The sequence below is a fragment of the Streptomyces luteireticuli genome, assembly GCF_041519305.1.
GTDB classification, from domain to species: Bacteria; Actinomycetota; Actinomycetes; order Streptomycetales; family Streptomycetaceae; genus Streptomyces; species Streptomyces luteireticuli.
The window spans coordinates 7,599,664-7,617,239 of sequence record NZ_CP167927.1 but is presented as its reverse complement, the minus strand read 5'-3'; the positions used below and the strand labels follow the sequence as shown (position 1 = coordinate 7,617,239).

Genomic DNA, 17,576 nt, shown 5'->3' with positions numbered 1-17,576 from the left:
GAAGCGGCACCTCGCCCGGGCGTTCCGCGACAGCTGCGGGCCCTATGCCGACGGAACCGGCAAGTGGCCCGATCCGGCAGGGGCCGCCGCCGCACCCCCGCGGCGGCGGCCCCGTCCCCCGTCCCGGCTCAGCGCAGCCGAGTTGCGGCGTACACCTCGATGGCGTGCCACTGGTACGAGGCCAGGCCCGGCGCGATCGACTCGTACGCCGCGCGCCAGTGCTCGCAGGTCGCGCACCGACCGGCAGTCGCACGGACGGTGATCACGATCGGCCTGTTCACACGATCCGACGCTGTCGGAACTCGTGAACGTGCTCGTCCGGTCCCGACGGCATGGTGCCTCCCGTTCGACCCGGTCGACCGCCGGGAGCGCCACGCGGGAGCAGGGTCAGCGATGGCCCAGCACGTTGACCACGCGGCCGTTGGGGTCGCGGACGAAGAACCGCCGCACGCCCCACTCCTCGTCCTGCAGGGGGTGGACGATCTCCGCACCGCTGTCCCGCATGGCCGCGTAGGCCGCGTCCACGTCGTCCACTTCGACGCTCATGTCGGGAGTGACCGGCGCGGTCCTGTCGCTGGTCATGAAGCTGACTTGCGCCGCCGGACTGGACGCGGAGGCGAGCGTCATGATCCAGCCGTGGTTCATGACCTCCTCGAAGCCCAACAGGCCATAGAATTCCCGGCTCTCCTGCGCAGCCTCCGACCGGATGTTGGGCACGACACGGCGAACGGACATCGACGACTCCAGATGAGAACAGGCATGCGTCCAGGACCCTCCACATGTACTACGTCGCGCCCAGCGCCGCACACACTTCCGCAACAGCCATCGGACACGCCCTAGCGTCGGCGGCCGTCCCGGGGAGCGGGCACGGGCTCGTACTCCGCCCCCACCTCCCACGCCTGGTGCATCGCGTCGGCGAACGCCGCGGCGAGGCGGTGCTCGCCCCGGGCGTTGGGGTGCGTGCCGTCGTAGGTGTCGCGGTCCATGTCCCAGTCGGGCGGGACCGAGGCGAGGAGCAGGGGCGAGGCGGAGGTGTCGAGGTCGGCGACGGCCTTGGCCAGCAGCTCGTTGAAGCGGTCGCACTCGGCGGCGAACCCCGGCTCGTCGCGGGCGCGGACGTTGTGGATGACGGGCAGGAAGACGGCCCGTACACGGGGGTTCGCGGCGCGGGCCCCGGCGACGAAGCGGCGGACGTTGTCGGCCGTCTGCCCGGCGTCGGTGTAGAAGCCCAGGTCGATCAGGCCGAGGGAGACGAGGAGGGTGTCCGCCCGGTGGGCGCGCACGGCGTCCTCTATCAGCGGGGCCATGTGGTACCAGCCCTCCCCCCAGCCGGCGAGGTGCGCCCGGGCGCGCTCGGGGAAGTCCGGGGCACCGTAGTCGAGGGAGACGGCGTCGTCGGCGGCGACGTCGTGGAGGGTGCGGCGGGGGCCGACGATGCGGAAGGGGCCGCCGTAGGAGGCGGCGAGGTGCTGCCACATGCGGTAGCGCCAGGTGAGGTCACCGGCGCTGCCGATGGTCATGGAGTCGCCGACGAACATCAGGTGCATGCGGGGCATTCAATCAGCAGCCGCGCACTCCCGGCGGCGGGCCGCCGTACCGCTCCGATAGCCTGAGTCCCACGATGAAGCGCTTTTCCACGCCTATGGGCGAGTTCGACCTCACCCGCTTCCCCGAGGACCCCCGCGACCGGCTCCTGCCCTGGGACGCCGCCGACGAGTACCTCCTGCGGCATCTCGCGGACCCCGTCGCCGCCGCCGACGGCACCCCCGCGGCGCGGGCGGACCTCGGCGGCTCCGTGGTCGTCGTCGGCGACCGGTGGGGCGCCCTGGCCACCGCCCTCGCCGCCCACCGGCCCGCGCAGATCACCGACTCGTTCCTGGGGCAGCAGGCGACGCGGGCCAACCTGGCGCGCAACGGCGTGGCGCCGGACGCGGTGCGGCTGCTGTCCACCAGGGACACCCCGCCGGACCGGATCGACGTCCTGCTGGTCCGCGTGCCCAAGAGCCTCGCGCTGCTGGAGGACCAGCTGCTGCGGCTGGCGCCGGCGGTCCACGCCGGCACGGTGGTCGTGGGCGCCGGCAAGGTCACCGAGATCCACACCTCGACCCTGCGGCTCTTCGAGCGGATCCTGGGGCCCACGCGGACCTCGCTGGCCGCCAAGAAGGCCCGGCTGATCCTCTGTTCGCCCGATCCGGACCTGGAGCGCGGGCCGAACCCCTGGCCGCTGGAGTACGTCCTGGGCGACGACGCGGGCCCGGCGGCCGGGCTGACCGTGGTCAACCACGCGGGCGTCTTCTGCGCGGACCGCCTCGACATCGGCACCCGCTTCTTCCTGCACCACCTCCCCCGGCGCCACGGCGCCGAGCGCATGGTGGACCTCGGCTGCGGCAACGGCGTGCTGGGCACGGCCGCCGCGCTGGCGAACCCCGACGCGGACGTGGTGTTCGTCGACGAGTCGCACCAGGCCGTGGCCTCGGCGGAGGCGACGTTCCGGTCGAACGCGGGGGCCGGGCGGGCGGCGGAGTTCACCGTGGGCGACGGACTGTCCCCCGTGTCGGACGGATCGGTGGACCTGGTGCTGAACAACCCGCCGTTCCACTCCCACCAGGCGACCACCGACACCACGGCGCGGCGGATGTTCACCGGGGCGCGGCGGGTGCTGCGTCCGGGCGGTGAGCTGTGGGTCGTCGGCAACCGTCACCTGGGGTACCACGTCATGCTGCGCAAGCTGTTCGGCAATTGCGAGGTCGTCGCGGGCGATCCGAAGTTCGTGGTCCTGCGGGCCGTCAGGAGGTAGCGTCCGGCGGCGGCCCCGGCTCCACCCGGGGCAGGATCAGCACCCCGACGGTGATCAGCAGGACTCCGGCGCCCTCCAGGACGACCCACGGTCCGGTGCGCACCCGCTCCTCGTACACCAGCAGCCCCAGGGCGAGGCTGACGAGCGCGTCCCCCAGGGTGAGGGCGGGCTGCGAGGCGACGAGGGGGCCGGACTCCATCGCGTTGGAGAGCAGGAAGAGCGAGGCGGCCCCGGCGGCGCCGAAGCCGTAGGTCTGCCAGCTGGTGAAGAACGCGCCCGCGCCCTGCCGGGCGAAGGCGCCGGTGGCGTCCTTCATCAGCGCGGCGGTCAGCGCGTAGCCGATCGCGGCGGCGGCCCCGAAGAGGGCGGCGCGGGCCTTGCCCCGGGGGCGCGGGAGGGCCGCTCCGACGCACAGGGCCATCGCGGCCAGGGAGGCGGCGACGGCGGGCAGCCAGCGCACGGTGCCGACGCGCGCGTGCCCGCCGGCGGGCGCGGCGGCCGCGAGCCCGAGCGCGAGCCCGACGGCGACCATGGCGACGGCCGCCCACCCGTATCCCGGCAGCCGGCGCCGGAAGGCCAGGCAGCCGAGGACGAGCGCGAACGGGAGCTCGCTGACGAAGATCGGCTGGACGAGGGCGAGGGAGCCCCGGGAGAGGGCGAGTCCCTGGAACACGGCCGCGCAGATCACGGCGGCGATGCCGGCGAACCACACGGGATGCCGCAGCAGGTCGCGCACCAGACGGAAGCTGAACGCGTCCGCCTTCGGGACGCGCCGGGCGGCGGCGCGCTGCAGGACGACGGCGGAGGCGTTGCTCAGGGCGGCCAGGACGGCGAACAGCACGGTGAGCACGGGGTGACGGTGACAGAGGGGGCGGGGGGTGCGGAGGTGGCGGCGCCGGGTAGGGGGCGGGTGTCACGCGATCGGGTGCCGGGGCCCGCTCGTCGCGCCCGCTACAGTCCCCCCTCATGGGGATAACTGTGGGGACATCCGTGGGGACATCCGTGGGGACACCTGACGCACTGGTCGATCTGCTCCGGCGCAACGCCTCCCGCACCGAGGAGGACCGGCGGATCGCCGAGGAGAACATGACGGCCCTCCGGGAGGCTGACCTGTTCCGCCTCCTGGTCCCCCGACGCCTCGGCGGCCGCCAGGCGAACATCCGCACCCTCGTCGAAGTGAGCGCGGAACTCGGCCGCGGCTGCGGGTCCACCGCCTGGACCACCTCGTTGATCAACATCGCCGGCTGGATCGTCGGCCTCTACCCCGAACGCGCACAGCGCGAGATGTACGGGACCGACCCCCACGCCCGCGCCTGCACCGCCCTTCCGCCCACCGCGACGAGCAGGGCGGCGGACGGAGGGCAGGTCGTCACCGGACGGTGGGGCTTCGTCTCCGGCTGTCTCCATGCCGACTGGGCGCTGCTCGGCATGCCGGTCACCGACGGGTCCGGGCAGCAGCCGGACCAGGGTCTGGCGCTGGTCCCGATGGACCGGCTGTCGGTCGAGGACACCTGGCAGGTGGCCGGCATGCGCGGCACCGGCAGCCACACGCTCGTCGCCGACGACGTCTTCGTCCCCTCGCATCGCATCCTGTCCGTGACCAGGGCGCGGGAGGGCGTGTACGCGACCGAGTTCGAGGACGAGGCCCTGTACCGCTCGGCGTTCGTCCCCGTGCTGGCCCTGTCCCTCGTCGGCCCGCAACTGGGCATGGCCCGGGGAGGGTTGGACCTGGTGCTGGCCTCGCTCGAAAAGGGCCGCGGCATTTCGCACACCTTCTACGCGGACGCGCGCGCCGCATCGTCCACCCAGATGCAGCTCGCGGAGGCCACCCACCTCATCGACACCGCAGCCCTGCACCTGACGCGCGCGGCGGACGACGTCGACCGCTGGGCGGCGGGCGGCCGTCGCATGCCCCTCCTCGACCGGGCCCGGGTGCGCATGGACGCGGCCGCCGTGGCGCGCTGCTCGCGGGAGGCGATGGACATCCTCCTCACCCTGGAAGGCGCCAGGAGTTTCGCGGAGGCCAACCCGTTGCAGCGCCTCTGGCGCGACCTGGAGACCGCCGGCCGGCACGCACTGCTCAATCCCTCCGCCACGAGCGAGCTGTACGGCCGGGCGCTGCTCGGCATCGAGGAGCAGATCAGCCCGTTGATCTGAGGACGGTCGGGGCGGGGGGACGCCGGGCCGGTGGAGCCAAGACCCCTACCCCTATGACACCTTCTGATCAGGTGCAGCCGAAGCGCCCGCCCAAAGACCGCTTAAATGGGCAGATACATTCGGGTAGTTGAAGACATGCAGCAGCCATTTGACTCGCCGGGTCCCTCAAGCCGCGGACCCTTCCCCGGCGCGGCCGGCATCCCGTACGGTCGGGCCCGAACCGGCCACAGAAGATCGGAAAGGCAGCAGCATGAGTGATGCGGGGACAGAGGCGGAACGGGAGGCACGGGCGGCCGCGATGGCGCCGGAACTGAGCCGGCGGATCCTGAAGTTCATGCGCACCGCGCTCGGCAACGAGGACGCCGAGGGCATCGCGGCCGCCGCGCAGCAGCTCGCCTGCGACGTCTACAACGAGCAGGCGGACCCGGAAGCGGACGGACCCGACGCGCTCGTGGGTCTCTTCACGGCGCTGGCGTGCTACTCGGTGGTGGCCATCGAGCACATCTCGGAGGCGAACGGCATGAAAGCCGAGATGCTGCGGATGCTGCTGACCACCGTGTTCGACGACGAGGGCGACTTCCGGGACGAGACCCGACCTCGGGGTGCGCGCGAGGGAGGGTGACGCCGGCCGGGCGCCACGGCGGTCCCGCTTCGGGTGAGGGCCCTTGGCCGCCGTGAACTGTCCCGACGGCCAAGGCCCTTTTCTCACTCCGTTGCCGTCGTCACCTCCAGCGCCGCCTCCCGTACGTCCGCGTGCGCATGCCGCCGCAATGTCCGCAGCAGCTCCCGCCAGGGCGCTGCCCACCCTGTGCGGTGTCCGCCCGCTGCCGTGAGGGTCACCGCGAACAGGCCGGCCGCGTGGCCGCCGTCCTCCGCCAGGGCCTCGGCCGCGGCGGCGAAAGCCGCATCGCCGTCGTTGTGGCCGTGCATCCGGCCGCCCAGCGAAGCGGCCGTCCGCACCGCGAGTGCGGGCCGCCCGTCGTGCAGCCGGGCCAGCCGCAGCAGCTCCGCCGCCAGAGCCTCCGGCCCGGCGTGCACATCGACGGCCTGCACCATCACCTCGGCGGCGGCGGGGACGAAGTCCCGCTGCCGGGCGAGGAATTCGGCGGTCTCGAGCACCGCCGCACGCATCGGCCGGACCGGGCCCCGCGCCGCCACGCCGCCCGCCAGGTGCCGCACCCGCCGCCGGGCGGGGCGGTCCCGAACGGGCTCCGCGTCCGGGGTGTCCGCTGCCGTGTCGGCTGCGATGAGCTCCGCCAGGGCACCTGTCAGCGGGGCGACGGACGGCCCCTCGGTCGCCACCCTGCACAGCGCACCCGCCGCCGCCCGCCAACTCGCCCGGTTCTCCAGGTCCGTGACGGCCGCCGCCAGGACCGCGCCCGCATCCGGCGCCCAGCGGGCCCACTCGGCGAGCGCCGTGTAGCCGCCCTCCGCGACCTCAGGATCGTCCGTGTCGCACAGGGTGCGGACCAACTCCGCGTAGCGGGGCCGGTGTTGCTCCGGCAGGTCGAACGGCTGGGTCCGCAGGACGGCCATGCGCAGTTCGCGGCGCCCGACTGCGGCGGATGCCAGCAGGTCCCAGGCTTCTTCGCAGGCCAGCAGCCCCGTCGTGAACGCCACGCACGCGGCCTGTACGTCGTGGTGCAGGCCCGGCCGCGCGCAGGCCTCGGCGAGCAGGGACGCCGCTTCCCGCACCGGCAGCACGGTGGCGGCCAGCCGCGCCGCCTCCTTGCGGCTGGTCACCTTCACACCCCGCTCCGCGAGCAGCAGTTCGCGCAGCATCCCGGCCAGCCGGGAGGGGGCGACGTAGCGGCTCGCGCGGGTGGCCGCGTAGACCGCGACCCGTGCGCGGTCGCCTCCGGCGTGGGCGAGGAGCGCGGGCAGGTGGTCCCCCGGGCGCTCGGTGCGTACGAGGGCGGCGAGCGCGGCCTCGGCCAGGGCCACTTCGGCGGCATCGGTGTGGCGCAGCAGGATCCGCGTGCCGTGCTCAGGGATGGCGGCGACGGTGTGGAGTGCCGCGACGCGCTGGTGCATGTGGAGCGACAGGTCGTCCACGGCGTGCTCCACCATCCGTGCGGCGGCGGCCTGTTGTCGCGGAAGCCAGTAGGCCGCTCCGTGCACCGGCGGCAGCCAGTGGCTGCCCTTGGGCAGGAACCGCCCGTACGGCGGCGTACCCGTCAGCAGGACGTCGAGCAGATCCGTACGGCGCCGGGCCAGGATCCGGGCCACGGGGTACAGCGTGGCCGTGGAGGGGTCCATGGCGAGGACCTCCGCCAGCCGCTCGTCGCGCGCCGCGGGGTCTTCCAGCCACAGGCCGACGGCGGTACGCACCGTGCTCTCGTCGCCCTCCGCGATCGCGCGGCGCAGCAGCGCCTGCAGCCCGGGCAGGCCGTGGGCGCGCCGGTCGAGCGAGCGGGCGAGGGTGAAGGCCAGCGTGTAGTCGGCCATGTCCGCGTCCGTCTCCAGCCAGTGGCGCAGGGCCTCGTAGACCTTGTGCTCCTGGCCGCGGCGCAGCCCGCCGAACCGCACGCGGTCGGCGCCGCACAGGCGGCCGAGGGTGCGCATCGCCCAGTCGGTCAGCTCGCGTTCGCCGGTGACCGCGTGCTCGCGCAGCAGCGCGACGGCCAGGTCGTTGAGGGCGCAGCGGCCCTGCCAGGACAGGTCGCGTGCCTCGCACGCGTCGGTCGTGATGCGCTCCAGGTGCGGCGCGGCGGCGTCCGTGAACAGGGACGGGTGGATCCGGGCGAGGGCCTCCAGCGCGGGCGAGCGCACCGGGTCCTGCTCGTTGCGCAGCCGGTCCAGGTTCGCGAGCAGGGCGGTGACGACGGCGGGGTCGCCGGAGCGGCCGGCGTTGCGGAACAGCGTCCGGTACCCGTGGACGCGGTCGTCGGCGGCGGAGCGGCGGGTCGCGGCCAGCAGTTCCTCACGGGCCTCCGCGGCCGGCAGGTGTGCGACGGCCGCCAGGACCGTCTGCCAGGCGGCCCCACGCTCGCGCGCCTGCGCGGCCATCCGCCGCGCCTCCGCCTCGCGCCGGGCGTGCGGCAGGACGTCGAGGAGGGCGTCCGACAGCACGGCGCGGCTCATGTCCCGGCCGGCCACGGCGGCGTCGTAGACGTGCGCACGGCGCGCCGGCGGCACTTCACGCAGCAGGCGGACGAGCGCGGACTCGTCGTCGCTCAACGCGCGGGCCAGCTCGGCGAGTTCCGCGGGCTCGCGCCGAACGAGGGTGCGCAGCACCGGTCGTGCGAGGTGACGGCGCTCCTCCGGCCGCCTCCCCGGGGCGAGCAGCAGGCGGACGGTACGGGCGGGGTCGGCGGCCGTGAGGGGGCCGAGCCTGCGGCGGACCGGCCAGGGCAGCGCGCCGGGGCAGAGGTGCTCCAACAGGCCGAGCACGCGCAGCGGTTCGGCCTCGGTTGCGGCCGCCACGGCGGCGGCGTTCACGTGCCACCAGCGGTGCCGCAGGGTCTCGGGGAGTCCGGTGAGCTGTTCCTCGGCCACGTGGAGGATGGCGGCGGGGTGCCGCACGGCGAGCCGGTCCCAGCCGGCGACGGCGTGGAAGAGGCCGGGCAGCAGCTCGGCGACGGTCTCCGGCGCGCAGGCGGGCAGCAGCCGTGCCGCCTCGGTGTCGCCCCAGCGCTCCCGCAGCGGCCGTACGAGGGCGTCGGCGAGCGCGGTGCGCCGGCCGGTGACGAGGGCGCGGATCAGCGCGCGTCGGACGGCGGCGGGGGCGTCGTCCAGCGCGGCCGTCACGGCGGCGTCCGGGACGAGCCCGTGGCGGACGGCGCGCAGGGCGTACCCGCGGACGACCGGGTCGGGATCGGCCAGGCGGGGCGCGTGCCAGTCCGTGTACCGGCACGCCCACGCGGCGTGGGCGGCCAGCCCGCGCTCGTAGTGGCCGTCGCGGCGGGTCAGTTCGGCCAGGATGGCGGCCAGTGCGGCGGGTCCGTCGCTCGCGTTCAGTTCTCTGGCCCGCAGGGCCATGTGGTGCATGCGCTGCGGGTAGGACAGCGGGTCGAGGGTGGCGAGCAGGGCGTCGACGAACGCGGGGGCGGACTTCAGGAGCATGGCGAAGATTGTCGCCGTACGGGGGGCTTCCGGACCAATCCTTTTCCACCACCGCCGCCGAGACGTCCGGTGTCCTCGGGCAGGGCAGCCGGAAAGCGGTGCGGCTCAACCAAGGCAGCTGCCGTGAAGTCTCTTCTGTGCGGGGGGTGTTGATGCTGCACCCCGGCGTTTGCCGGGGCGGAGGCGAGCTCGGCGCCCCCGTTGGGACAAGGACCCGTAAGGAGCGGAGCATGGCAACTCGTCGGATGGCGCGCAGTGCAGCGGGGGCGCTGGCTGCCGGAGCCCTCGTCGTCGGCGCGTTCACCGCCCCTGCCGGGGCGTCGTCGGGTGACACGGCACGGGATGGGGGGCATCAGGCCACCCAGCGGGTCCTGGACGCGCTGGTGCAGGCCGGGGTTCCCGGGATTACGGTGCAGGCGAGGGACCGCAGGGGGGTCTGGCGGAGTACGTCGGGGGTCGGCGACCGCGTGACGGGCCGGCCGCGCAGCGTCGATGACCGTTTCCGTATCGCCAGTATCACCAAGACGTTTGTGGCGACCGTGCTGTTGCAGCAGGAGGCGGAGGGGAGGATCGGTCTCGACGACACGGTGGAGAGGTGGCTGCCGGGTGTGGTGCGGGGCAACGGCAACGACGGGCGGAGGATCTCCGTACGGCAGTTGCTCAACCACACCAGCGGGATCTACGACTACACCGATGACCCCGGCCACCTGAAGAAGTACGTCCGGGCCCCGGGCTTCCTCAGGCACCGCTACGACACGGTGACACCCGACCTGGCCGTACGGACCGCCCTGTCGCACCGGCCGGGCTTCGAACCCGGCGCCCGGTACGGCTACTCCAACACCAACTACGTCCTGGCCGCCCTGATCATGGAGAAGGCCGGCGGCCGCAGTTACGCGGACGAGGTCCGCACGCGCATCATCGAGCCGCTCGGGCTGCAGGGCACCGTCCTGCCCGGCCGTTCCGTGGACGTGCCCGAGCCGAGCAGCCGGGCCTACTCCACCCTGGGCACCGATCCCGGCGCGAGGAAGATCTACGACGTCACCCGGCAGAACGCCTCCCAGTCCTGGGGGGACGGCGACATCATCTCCACCGCCGCGGACCTGAACCGCTTCTTCAGCGCCCTGATCCGCGGCGAACTGCTGCCCGCCGAGCAGCTCGCCGAGATGAAGACGACCGTTGCGCATCCGCAGAACCCCGCGTACCGCTACGGTCTGGGCATCGCCACGCTCAAGGCCGCCTGCGGGGTGTGGCTCTGGGGCAACGACGGCGGCTGGATCGGCTCGTTCTCCCAGGCCGTCACCACCGAGGACGGCCGGCACACCCTCGCCCTCAACCTCAACGGCGACTGGGGCGTCCCCGACAGCGCCGGCACCGACCTCCTGAAGGCGGAATTCTGTTCACCGGCGGGCAGTTGACCGGTCGCGGTGGCACGATTCAGGATGCACCCGCCGTCGCACTGGACGAACACGCAGGCGCCCACGAGGAAGTGGTCACCAGAGGACATCTGACCGCATCTCCAGATACGCCGTCGCACCGGATTGCCTCGCGCGGTGGACGGCCGCGAGCCGTTCCCACCATCGTGTGTCCATCACCTTCGCCCATTCGTCCACCGACCGGACCGCGAACTCGTCGTGCTCGTCCGGATCGAGAACGATACGGTCCAGCTCGTCCGCCATGAGCTGCCCACCGTCGAACGCGAACCCGAGCTTGGCCACCGGCCATGTGCCCGCGGGCTGCCAGAACACCCCCAGCACCTTCGGCGGGCCGGTGACGACGATCCCGGTCTCCTCCCTGCACTCCCGCACGGCGGTCTCGAACGGCGACTCGCCCTCGTTGTCGGTGTTGCCCCCGGGCCACTGCCACAGCTGCGAGTGCTGCTGGACCGACGAGCGCAGCTGCAGCACCCGGCCCTTGGTGTCGGTGAAGAACATGCAGCCGTAACTGGAGTGCATCGGCAGTCGCTTCACGTACTCCTCGGGCGGTACCCACTGATTCGCCAACGCGTTCCCCTCCCTGATGAGACGCTTGTCAGGTGTCCCGGTGGATGACGTGGAAGTGCAGGTGTTTCGATTCCTGGTACCCGCCGAGATTCGTGGTCACCTGGGCGGCACCGTGCTCCGCGAGCACCGCAGCGGCCACTTGTCGGACCACAGCCATCACTTCGGTGAGCAGCGCCGGGCCTCCGTCGTACAAGGCCGGGGACAGGGCCACCGGTTCATGCATCTGAGGGCTCCTCCTCCCTCGGGGCGGGCACCTTCTCGGTGGCGTACTGGGCTGCTTCGATCCGGAGGAGTTCGCTGTGCGCGGGTGCGGTGGTGTAGGTGAAGGGTCCGCTGACGTCAGTGCTGTGGTGGCCGGCCGCGGCCAGGGCGACGGTCAGGCGTTCGCGTGGTGCCAGGTCCGTGGTTGCTGTGGCGTGGAGGGCGCCGAGGGCGAATTCGTTGCCGCAGCCCACGGCCGCGTATCCGTCGGCGGGCTCGGCCACCTGGTAGTCGCCGTAGACGATGAACAGACAGCCGTAGATGCCGACGAGGAACGTGCCGCCCTGTTCCTGCTCGGATTCCTTACGCGCCCAGCCGGCCTCCTTCAGGCACGTGCGGAGTTTGTTGACGAACTTCGTGGTCATGAAGCGATCGAGGTCGCCTTTGGGCTTGGGCGCCTTGAAGGCATGGTGGAGCAGTTGACCCATGCGGAAACTTCCACAAAACCCCATGGCATAGGGGCCGTTGCGGAAAACCTTGGGGTCTTTCCGGACGGTGAGCCTGCTTCCGGAGATGCCTGCGGAGTCCCCGCCGAGGTGGACCCGCTCTTCGTGGACCAGGCCGACGATCACGGTCATGGCTTCCCCCTACGCTCGTGCTTCGTGGATGGCGTGAAGTAGCAAGGTGCTTCGGTTCTGGTACGCCTTCATCGGGTGCACCGGCCCGTAGGCCGCGGCCGGTGCACCCGTGACGAGCGCCCCGTAGCGGTCACGGTATGACCAGTGCCACGACTCGGTCGGGTAGTTGACGAACCCTGCACTGGACATGGCGCGCGCTCGGTGCAGGGAGCCGATGTTGGTGGCGGGGTGATGTCGATGGCTGCCCCGGCGGGGTGCGGGGTGGCCTCGGACGGCGGGACGTAGCGCCTGGCCGGCTGCCGAGTGGGCCTGTTCGGCTGCCCGTTGCGGATTCTCCGCCCGCAGCTGCCCGACACGCAGGAGGCGGAGATGTCAGGAGAGCCAGTCGGCGTAGTGGGTGGGGGCCAGGCGGGCGTTCTTGTCGGTGAGGACGTCGCCCTTGACGGCGGCGAACATGCCGGCGGTGGGGTCGGTGACGACGGTACGGCTGTCGCCCTTGTGGGACAGGGTGATCCGGCCCAGCTCGTCCAGGGGGAAGACCTCGGGTCCTGCGATGTTGCGGATGCCGTTCAGCGGAGCCCCGACGGCGACCTCCGCCACCGCATCGGCCACGTCCTCGGAAGCGATGGGCTGGATGGGCGTGGCGGGCAGCCGGACGGTGTCGGCGTCGGCGGTCCAGGACAGGACCGCGTCCATGAAGTCCATGAACTGCGTGGCCCGCACGATCGAGTAGGGGATCGGCCCGGCCACAAGGATTTTCTCCTGGAGCGCCTTGGCGCGGTAGTAGTCCAGCTCCGGCACCTGGTCCACGCCGACGATCGAGAGGATGACGAAATGGCCGACGCCGCCCCTCCGGGCCGCGGCCAGGAGGTTGTCCATCGAGGTCCGGAAGAAGGCGAGCGAGGCCTCGTCGAAGGTCGGGGAGTTGGTCAGGTTGACGACGACGTCGGCTCCCGCCACCGCCTCGTCCAGCCCCTGGCCGCCGATGATGTCGACTCCGGTGGACTTCGAGTGCGGTACGGCTTCGTGTCCGGCGGTGCTCAGGTTCTTGACGACCTGCGAACCGATCAGTCCGGTACCGCCGATGACTGCGATCTTCATGACACGCCTTTCATCCGGATTACTGCGCAATATGGCATAGGCAACGCCATGTGGGCAGGGCGTGAAACGGCTCGCTGATCGATCGGGTTCGCTGATCGGCCAAGTTCGGTCGGTCGGTCGAGGAAGGGCGGCGTCGGAGTCCGTCGACGAACGTGACCGTCTCGTCGAGTGGGCTTGATTCGGCTTGGCGGACGTCCGAGATCAGGGGCCTCGGCCCCTTCTGCGCACGCCGCACCGGCACCCCGGCACGGCCGCACCGGGGTGCCGGGGTGCCGGGGTGCCGGGACAACGCTCTCGCCGAGTCACTCTTCGCCACGATCAAGCGCGGTCATGGAGCCGAACGCCCATGCTGGACCGAGCTCTGCACCACCGACGCCGCCGCAGCCCAGGGCTTCTACCGCAGCGTGTTCGCACGGTGTCCGACCGGCCGGCCCTGCGCAGCGGCCGACGGCCGCCGGCCAACAGGGCCCGAGCGGCCGCCGGGCTGTCAGCCGATGCCGCAGTCCTTGAGGATCTTCATGCTCTTCGGGTCGGGCTCCTGGCCGAAGTATTTCTGCGTTCCCTCGGAGGTGAAGAGCGCCGGGTTGTCGTTCGTCGGTTCGTGGAGGTCGCCGAGACCGGCCTTCTTGAGGCATTCGTACTGCTTCTTGGCCGTGGCCAGGGTGTCGGCCTTGTTGCCGTCGTCCTCCGCCTCCGGAGCCGGGTTCTTCTCCTGGCATGGCTTGCGCACCTGTGAGAAGAACTTGTTCTGGCCCTCCACGTCCGTCGCCTTCGGGTAGACCTCCCCCGCCTTGGGACCGCTGCCCATCTGCGTCTCGATGCCCAGTTCCTGCGCCTTGCGCGTCTGGCAGGTCTTCATCTCCGCCTTCCATGCGTCAAAGGCCTTGTCCAGTTCGGGACTTCCCACCTTGTACTTCTTGGCCTGGCCCGCCGGGCCGTTGCCGCCTTCCTTGCCGTCCTTGCCGCCCTTGCCGTTCTTGCCGTCCTTCTCGACGGAGGCGACCTCTTCGCTCTTGCCCGATGCCTCGGCACCGCCGCCCCCGCCTCCGCAGCCGGTGAGCACTGTGGCGAGGGTGGCGGACGTGATGAGCGTGGCGGCTATGAGGAGCGGGCGCGGCCGGGACGTACGGGGGGTGGTGAACAGCATGGTCTGTACTCCTGTCAGTGTTGTGCGGGGAGCGGTCGGCAGGTGGCCAAGGGGGTTGCAGGGCTCAGGCGTTGGCGAGTGCTTCCGTGGGGGTGAGGCGGGAGGCGCGTACGGCCGGGTAGAGGCCGGCGACGGCGCCGGTCACGACCGCGGAGCCCAGGCCACCGAGGACTGCGGGCAGCGGCAGCACGGCCGGCCAGGACTGGGACAGGGCCCAGCCCGCGACACCGGCGGTGCCGAGCAGCACCCCCGCACCGCCGCCGAGCAGGCACAGCACCACCGACTCGGTGAGGAACTGGATACGGATCTGGCCGCGCCCGGCGCCCAGGGCACGGCGCAGACCGATCTCGGTACGCCGCTCCAGCACCGAAATGATCATGGTGTTGGCGACCCCCACCCCGCCGACCAGCAGGGCGACGGCGGCCAGTCCGAGGAAGAGCGAGGAGAACGTCGTCTCGGTCAGCTGCTTGGCGGCCAGCGCGTCGGAGGGCCGGGAGACGGTGACCGCCTCGGGCCGCTGCGGGTTGACCGTGGCCGGTGCCACCGCGCGGACGTCGTCGAGCGCGGATTCCCGGGCGCGCAGATAGACCGTGTCGGGGTGGCCCTTGAAGCCGAGCTGTTCCTTGGCGGCCTGCCAGCCGACGATCGCCGCCGAGTCGAGTTCGGGCAGCAGGGGCATCGAGCGAAGGATGCCGGTGACAGTGAACCACTTGTCCCCGACGAGGAGTTGGGGCCCGATGCCGTTGTGCGGCGCAAGGCTGGTGATGCCCAGGTTGTGGGCGGCCGTGGGGCCGAGCACCACGGACGGCAGCCTCCCGGCGCCCTGTTCGGGCAGCGCACCCGCCCAGGCATCGGCCTCGAAGGTGTCCTTCAGATTGCCGCGCGCGGCGATGACGGAAACACCCGAGGTGTCGCCGGCGTCCACCTGGTCGTTGCGGCGGATGGAGACGTTCGGCATCTTGCCGACCTCGGCGGCGGAGGTGACCGGGCCGATCCGGGCCACCATGGCGTCCGCCTGCTCGGGCAGCGGAGTGCGGTCGTCCTGGGCCTTGACCTTGAGCATGTTGGTGCCGAGCCGGTCCAGCTGCTCGGCGAGGGCCGCCTTGCTGGAGGCCGGGATGCCGACCACCACGATCATGGTGGCCACCCCGATGGAGATGCCGAGCGCGGAGAGCGCCGCCCGCATGGGGCGGGCACGCAGGCGCAGCACGCCGAGGGCGAGCACGTCGCGGACGGACAGCCGGGCAGGTGTGTACGTCCGCAGGCCGGCGGACCGCGGGCGGTGCCGACGCAGCGAGGGCAACAGCTTCATGCGGTGGCCTCGCTCCCGGCCAGGAGCCCGGTGTCGCGGCGGACGCGGCCGTCGAGGATCTCCACCTGCCGGGGCAGCGAGGCGGCCAGCTCGCGGTCGTGGGTGATGATCGCGATGGTGGTGCCCTGTGCGTGCAGCTCGCGCATCAGCGCCATCACGGCATCGCCGGTACGGCTGTCGAGGGCGCCGGTCGGTTCGTCGGCCAGTACCAGTGCGGGGCGGGTGACCAGGGCGCGGGCGATGGCGACGCGCTGCTTCTGACCGCCGGACAGCTGGTGCGGCAGGTGATCCGCCCGGTCGGCCAGACCGACCCGCTCCAGCGCTTCGAGGGCCGTGGCCCGGCGGCGCCGGGCCGGAACTCCCGCGTACATCAGGCCGGTTGCCACGTTGTCGGTGGCGGTCATGCCGTCCACGAGGTGGAACTGCTGGAAGACGAAGCCGAGTGTCCGGCCGCGCAGCGCGGACAGTTCGCGGTCGGCGAGCGAGGCGATGTCCTGGCCGTCGATGCGGACGTGCCCCTCGGTGGGGCGGTCCAGCATGCCCATGATGTGGAGCAGGGTCGACTTGCCGGAGCCGGACGGGCCGACGATGCCGAGCAGTTCGCCCCGGGCGATGGAGAGCGAGACGCCGCGCAGGGCGTGCACGCCGCCGGGGTAGCTCTTCCAGACGGCGTCGAGTTCCAGGACCGGAACCCCGTTTCCGTACGCGGCGCTCGGTTCGTACGCGGTGCTCATTCCGTGCGCGGTGCTCTTTTCGTACGCGGTGCTCATGCGGTGCTCACCACCTTCATGCCGTCCTTGACCCCGGGCCCGGAGACCTCCACCAGACCCTTGGCGAACATTCCGGTCGTCACCGGCACCAGCTGCGGTTTCGTCCCGGCGGCGGCCGGGAGCTGGAGGGCGTAGCCGCCCTCGCGCAGGGCGACCAGGGCGCCGACCGGGACGGCGAGGACGCCGTCGCGCCTCTCGCTGGCGAAGTCGACGGTGACCTGGGCGCCGTCCAGTCCGCCCGCCGCCGACGGGTCGTCCAGGGCGACGGTGACCCGGACCTTGGCCTGCTCGCCGGAGTCGCCTTGGTCGCCGCCGCCGGAGCCGCCGCCCTGGCCGTCCTTCCCGTTGCCGCCGCCCCCGGTGGCGACCGTGCCGACCTCGGCCACCTTGCCCTGGGCGCTCCTGCCGCCCGGGAGCGTGACGGTGACCTTGTTCCCCCTGCTCGCGAGGTTGAGGTCGTTGACCGCCATCGGCACGGTGACCACCCGGTCGGTGCCGGTGACCACCATCAGGTCCTCCGTGGCGCTGTCGCCCAGGTGCGCCTTGATCTCGCCGACACGTACCTTGCCGGGCAGCACCGCCACGTCGCCCGGGGCGACCCGGCCGGTGGGTTCCCGCATGCCCTGGGACTTCTGCCAGCGCTTGATCGCGGTGACGGTCGCGTCGGTGAGGGTCTCGTCGGGCCGGCCGAAGTCGTGGTAGCCGAGGGCGTAGAGGTTCTCCTCCAGGAGCCGTACGTCCGCGCCCTTGGTGCCGGGGCCGGCGACCTCGCCGACGGCGGCGTCACTGCCCGCCGGCTCCGTCGGCCGCGGCGTGGCACCGGGCTTGCCGGTGTCCTGCGGACCGCGGGTGTTTCCCGGCGCGGGCGTGCTCCCGGCCGCAGGCGTGCTCCCGGCCGCAGGCGTGCTCCCGGCCGCGGGCGTGCTCCCGGACACGACCGGCGCGCCGAGCGTGCGGTACAGCGGCATGCCTCCGCGGAAGACGGTCACCGGCCGGTCGTCGACACGGGCCAGCTGCCCGCCCCGGTCCAGGGTGGCGCCCGTCTTCGGCAGCCAGGTGACCGTTCCCATGCCCCGGCCCTTGACGGTCGCCGGGGCGCCGAACCCGAGGGTGCCGGACAGCGACTTCTGCTGGCTCAGGTCGGTCCGCTTCACCTCCGCGGTCTGTCCGGCGGCGGGACCCTCCGCCCTCGGGCCGCCGGAGCCCGTACCCGTCCAGGTCAGGGCGATACCGCCCGCGGTGACCGCCAGCACTCCGGCCACCGCCGCGGCGGTCAGCCAGGCCCTGCGGGACACCCGGCGACGGCCCGGCGACGCCTCACCACCGGGCGCGGGCCCGTCCTCCGCCCGCACCGCGGGAAGCATCTCGGTCCGGTCGTCGTGCATGCT

The 17,576-nt window shown here is 72.5% G+C and carries 17 protein-coding genes; 4 read left to right on the top strand and 13 right to left on the bottom strand.

The annotated features are described in order from the left end of the window. Positions 1-128: 128 nt before the first annotated feature. From AB8735_RS34270 to AB8735_RS34260, 3 genes are all read right to left on the bottom strand, one after another. Entirely contained in the window at positions 129-281 is a 153-nt protein-coding gene (locus AB8735_RS34270) for a hypothetical protein (protein WP_372411535.1), read from the bottom strand. 106 nt (positions 282-387) lie between these two features. Next, positions 388-735 (bottom strand): VOC family protein, encoded by a 348-nt coding sequence (locus AB8735_RS34265; protein WP_344020622.1) that lies wholly within the window; start codon positions 733-735, stop codon positions 388-390. A gap of 101 nt (positions 736-836) precedes the next feature. Continuing rightward, positions 837-1,547: a GDSL-type esterase/lipase family protein gene (locus AB8735_RS34260; RefSeq protein ID WP_344020624.1), complete on the bottom strand. Its 711-nt coding sequence runs from the start codon at positions 1,545-1,547 to the stop codon at positions 837-839. A 74-nt stretch (positions 1,548-1,621) separates the two neighbouring features. Here AB8735_RS34260 and AB8735_RS34255 point away from each other — a divergent pair, with 74 nt between their 5' ends. Further along, a complete protein-coding gene (locus tag AB8735_RS34255; protein WP_372411534.1) occupies positions 1,622-2,797 on the top strand; it encodes a methyltransferase in 1,176 nt (391 codons plus the stop codon). Here AB8735_RS34255 and AB8735_RS34250 read toward each other — a convergent pair. After that, positions 2,787-3,647 carry a DMT family transporter gene (locus tag AB8735_RS34250; RefSeq protein WP_344020628.1) on the bottom strand — a complete coding sequence of 287 codons (861 nt, stop codon included), beginning with the start codon at positions 3,645-3,647 and terminating at the stop codon, positions 2,787-2,789. The genes AB8735_RS34255 and AB8735_RS34250 overlap by 11 nt on opposite strands. A gap of 152 nt (positions 3,648-3,799) precedes the next feature. Between AB8735_RS34250 and AB8735_RS34245 the strand changes: the two genes are divergently transcribed. Continuing rightward, complete coding sequence (locus tag AB8735_RS34245) at positions 3,800-4,954, top strand: acyl-CoA dehydrogenase family protein (protein ID WP_372411533.1); 1,155 nt, start codon at positions 3,800-3,802, stop codon at positions 4,952-4,954. Positions 4,955-5,204: 250 nt separating this feature from the next. Beyond that, the gene (locus AB8735_RS34240) at positions 5,205-5,576 is read left to right on the top strand and encodes a hypothetical protein (RefSeq protein ID WP_344020632.1); all 372 of its coding nucleotides are present in this window, start codon (positions 5,205-5,207) and stop codon (positions 5,574-5,576) included. Positions 5,577-5,659: 83 nt separating this feature from the next. On the opposite strand, the gene AB8735_RS34235 is transcribed toward AB8735_RS34240, so the two are convergent. Further along, positions 5,660-9,019, bottom strand: coding sequence for a hypothetical protein (locus AB8735_RS34235; protein WP_372411532.1), 3,360 nt, complete (start codon positions 9,017-9,019; stop codon positions 5,660-5,662). Positions 9,020-9,249: 230 nt separating this feature from the next. On the opposite strand from AB8735_RS34235, the gene AB8735_RS34230 reads away from it, so the two are divergent. After that, positions 9,250-10,434, top strand: a complete 1,185-nt coding sequence (locus AB8735_RS34230; RefSeq protein WP_372411531.1) for a serine hydrolase domain-containing protein — start codon at positions 9,250-9,252, stop codon at positions 10,432-10,434. Between the two features lie 75 nt (positions 10,435-10,509). Here the strand turns inward: AB8735_RS34230 and AB8735_RS34225 are convergent, their stop codons facing one another. From AB8735_RS34225 to AB8735_RS34190, 8 genes are all read right to left on the bottom strand, one after another. After that, positions 10,510-11,019, bottom strand: coding sequence for an NUDIX domain-containing protein (locus AB8735_RS34225; RefSeq protein ID WP_372411530.1), 510 nt, complete (start codon positions 11,017-11,019; stop codon positions 10,510-10,512). Between the two features lie 28 nt (positions 11,020-11,047). After that, positions 11,048-11,242 carry an HIT domain-containing protein gene (locus AB8735_RS34220; RefSeq protein ID WP_372411529.1) on the bottom strand — a complete coding sequence of 65 codons (195 nt, stop codon included), beginning with the start codon at positions 11,240-11,242 and terminating at the stop codon, positions 11,048-11,050. Beyond that, on the bottom strand, positions 11,235-11,858 hold the full coding sequence (locus tag AB8735_RS34215) for a hypothetical protein (RefSeq protein WP_372411528.1): 624 nt from the start codon (positions 11,856-11,858) through the stop codon (positions 11,235-11,237). Before AB8735_RS34215 ends, AB8735_RS34220 begins: the two co-directional genes overlap by 8 nt. 372 nt (positions 11,859-12,230) lie before the next feature. After that, positions 12,231-12,959 (bottom strand): SDR family oxidoreductase, encoded by a 729-nt coding sequence (locus tag AB8735_RS34210; RefSeq protein WP_372411527.1) that lies wholly within the window; start codon positions 12,957-12,959, stop codon positions 12,231-12,233. Between the two features lie 487 nt (positions 12,960-13,446). After that, positions 13,447-14,106: a hypothetical protein gene (locus AB8735_RS34205; protein ID WP_372411526.1), complete on the bottom strand. Its 660-nt coding sequence runs from the start codon at positions 14,104-14,106 to the stop codon at positions 13,447-13,449. A 64-nt stretch (positions 14,107-14,170) separates the two neighbouring features. Next, a complete protein-coding gene (locus tag AB8735_RS34200) occupies positions 14,171-15,418 on the bottom strand; it encodes an ABC transporter permease (RefSeq protein WP_372411525.1) in 1,248 nt (415 codons plus the stop codon). Next, positions 15,415-16,188, bottom strand: coding sequence for an ABC transporter ATP-binding protein (locus tag AB8735_RS34195; protein ID WP_372411524.1), 774 nt, complete (start codon positions 16,186-16,188; stop codon positions 15,415-15,417). Before AB8735_RS34195 ends, AB8735_RS34200 begins: the two co-directional genes overlap by 4 nt. Then, a complete protein-coding gene (locus AB8735_RS34190; protein WP_372411960.1) occupies positions 16,185-17,573 on the bottom strand; it encodes a peptidoglycan-binding protein in 1,389 nt (462 codons plus the stop codon). The genes AB8735_RS34195 and AB8735_RS34190 overlap by 4 nt, the downstream gene beginning before the upstream one ends. Positions 17,574-17,576 lie beyond the last annotated feature (3 nt).

Bases quoted from the DNA above. Each gene is read 5' to 3' on its own strand.
- AB8735_RS34255 (WP_372411534.1), top strand. From the start codon at position 1,622: ATGAAGCGCTTTTCCACGCCTATGGGCGAGTTCGACCTCACCCGCTTC.
- AB8735_RS34240 (WP_344020632.1), top strand. From the start codon at position 5,205: ATGAGTGATGCGGGGACAGAGGCGGAACGGGAGGCACGGGCGGCCGCG.
- AB8735_RS34265 (WP_344020622.1), bottom strand. From the start codon at position 735: ATGTCCGTTCGCCGTGTCGTGCCCAACATCCGGTCGGAGGCTGCGCAG.
- AB8735_RS34230 (WP_372411531.1), top strand. From the start codon at position 9,250: ATGGCAACTCGTCGGATGGCGCGCAGTGCAGCGGGGGCGCTGGCTGCC.
- AB8735_RS34195 (WP_372411524.1), bottom strand. From the start codon at position 16,188: ATGAGCACCGCGTACGAAAAGAGCACCGCGCACGGAATGAGCACCGCG.
- AB8735_RS34200 (WP_372411525.1), bottom strand. From the start codon at position 15,418: ATGAAGCTGTTGCCCTCGCTGCGTCGGCACCGCCCGCGGTCCGCCGGC.
- AB8735_RS34220 (WP_372411529.1), bottom strand. From the start codon at position 11,242: ATGCATGAACCGGTGGCCCTGTCCCCGGCCTTGTACGACGGAGGCCCG.
- AB8735_RS34235 (WP_372411532.1), bottom strand. From the start codon at position 9,019: ATGCTCCTGAAGTCCGCCCCCGCGTTCGTCGACGCCCTGCTCGCCACC.
- AB8735_RS34190 (WP_372411960.1), bottom strand. From the start codon at position 17,573: ATGCACGACGACCGGACCGAGATGCTTCCCGCGGTGCGGGCGGAGGAC.
- AB8735_RS34205 (WP_372411526.1), bottom strand. From the start codon at position 14,106: ATGCTGTTCACCACCCCCCGTACGTCCCGGCCGCGCCCGCTCCTCATA.
- AB8735_RS34260 (WP_344020624.1), bottom strand. From the start codon at position 1,547: ATGCACCTGATGTTCGTCGGCGACTCCATGACCATCGGCAGCGCCGGT.
- AB8735_RS34210 (WP_372411527.1), bottom strand. From the start codon at position 12,959: ATGAAGATCGCAGTCATCGGCGGTACCGGACTGATCGGTTCGCAGGTC.
- AB8735_RS34215 (WP_372411528.1), bottom strand. From the start codon at position 11,858: ATGACCGTGATCGTCGGCCTGGTCCACGAAGAGCGGGTCCACCTCGGC.